Here is a 1,869-nt window from a genome sequence, read left to right as displayed (position 1 = left end):
GCGGCGGGGTCTGACCCGCCTCCAGCGGCTCGGGCTTGGCCGGCTGGTGCGGCTGCTTGCCCGTGAACGACGTGGAGCCGTCCCCGATCGGACGGTACGGACTCGTCTTGTGCCCGGAACGGCCATCGTCGGGGTGGCCCTCGCGTCTCGTCCTGCCTGTCGTCTCGGGTGTATCGCAGCCCGCCAGTCCGCCCCATGCCGCGGCTCCTGCGCCGAGGCCAAGCAGTCTTCTTCGGGTGATTTCGAGCATTTGTTCTCGTCTGTCACATCGATGCATAGTCCCCTAACCAGAGGGCGCGACGGCCGCAGGCATGACGCACAGAAGGTGCAAGTACACCCATTTCGGGTTTCATGAGCCGCTCGGGGGTCACCTCCGGCGTGATGGGCGCCGCACCTGCACAAGCTCGGACACGACATCCCTCGACCGCATAAGAACTGACCGTGAACGACGGGGAATTGAGTGACCGTTAGCAACATCTGTGCGATGCCGCCCGGCGGTTCGGAGACCGAACGACGCCTGTTACATTTTCGTAATGCACGATGTTCGTATAACCTGCCGTTGCTCGCCCCGGGGCCTGTTCCCGTGGCGGTGATGCCGCTGTACGACAGGTTGTTGCACTCAAAAGGTGCCTGCGTGCGCCTATTTCCCGACCGAGGTCGGCGCGGAGCAAAGTCAGGCACCCGGGGAAACGGTGTGAACCGCCAGGAACGGCCTTTGCCGTTTGGGCGGTTACTCATTTAGCCAACAGGAGGAAAAAATGACGGCACGTCACAAGAAGCCGAAAGAGCTGACACCGATGCAGAGGCGAGCGCTGAAGGCCGGTGCCATGGCCCCCGTTTCTGCCGGTTTCCTCTTAGCCGCCGCGTCGGGAGCATTCGCCGACGGCTGCCCCGCATCGCAGACACAGCAGTGGACACAGACCACCCAGCAGTACCAGCAGGGCACGCAGCAGCAGTACCAGCAAGGCGCACAGCAGCAGTACCAGCAGGGCACGCAGTTCGTCTCGGACGTCATCAGCGCTTTGGGCCAGCGGGAATGGCACGGTCGGCAGGGCAACTGGCAGGGTGACTGGCGGCTCGACGACAACGGACACTGGCACGGTCAGTGGACTCCGATACAGAACACCACCACCACGCCGGTCCAGAACACGAACACCACGCCGCAGGGCGATCAGCGCCATGCGACGCCCACCCACACCGCACCGCAGAGCGGTCGGCACCACGCGGCGCCCACCAACGCCGCCGTGCAACAAATTCTCCAGCTCGTCAACAAGCAGCGAGCGGCGGCCGGCCTTCACCCTCTGACCCTGAACACGCGGCTGAGCAAGGCCGCTCAGGCCCACTCGGACGAAATGGCTCGCACGGGCCTGTACTCGCACACCGGCCCCGACGGCTCGTCGCCCGGCGACCGCATTCAGAGGTCCGGCTACCGCTGGTCCATGTGGGCCGAGAACATCCACCACAGGACCGGCAGCCCCGAGGCCATCATGGCCGACTGGATGCACAGCCCGAACCACCGGGCGAACATCCTCAATCCCAACCTCCGCGAGATAGGCATCGGCATCGACTCCGGCCGCTCCTACTGGACTCAGGACTTCGGTACCAGCAGCTGACGCTCCGCGAACTTCGCCGACCGAGCTGTGAGGTGGCTTGCCTGGGCTGTGCCCCCACGGCAGAGGGCTGGTGAGCGAGCCTGCTCGGCGCGCGGGACACCCGCAGTCGCGACTCACTGTGCTTCTGGCGATGTGAAACGGTCCCTCCCCCGTGGTTTCGGGGGAGGGACCGTTCGTTGTTGCCGAGGTGGGTTATGGGGTTGTTTTAGAGGGCGGCTCCGGTGGTGTTGCGGCGGCGGAGGTAGAGGAATCCGCC

General features: G+C 65.2%; 1 protein-coding gene and 1 pseudogene. One reads left to right on the top strand and one right to left on the bottom strand.

Translation table 11 applies throughout. From position 1 onward, the window contains the following. Positions 1–250 (bottom strand): annotated as a pseudogene (locus tag ACZ7HQ_RS45260) (hypothetical protein); the annotation flags it as partial. Positions 251–758: 508 nt separating this feature from the next. On the opposite strand from ACZ7HQ_RS45260, the gene ACZ7HQ_RS45255 reads away from it, so the two are divergent. After that, positions 759–1,613: a CAP domain-containing protein gene (locus ACZ7HQ_RS45255; RefSeq protein ID WP_471003432.1), complete on the top strand. Its 855-nt coding sequence runs from the start codon at positions 759–761 to the stop codon at positions 1,611–1,613. Positions 1,614–1,869 lie beyond the last annotated feature (256 nt).

The organism is Streptomyces sp. NPDC037290, assembly GCF_055603245.1.
The sequence above is the reverse complement of the archived record's forward strand: the minus strand, read 5'-3'. Positions and strand labels throughout refer to the sequence as shown.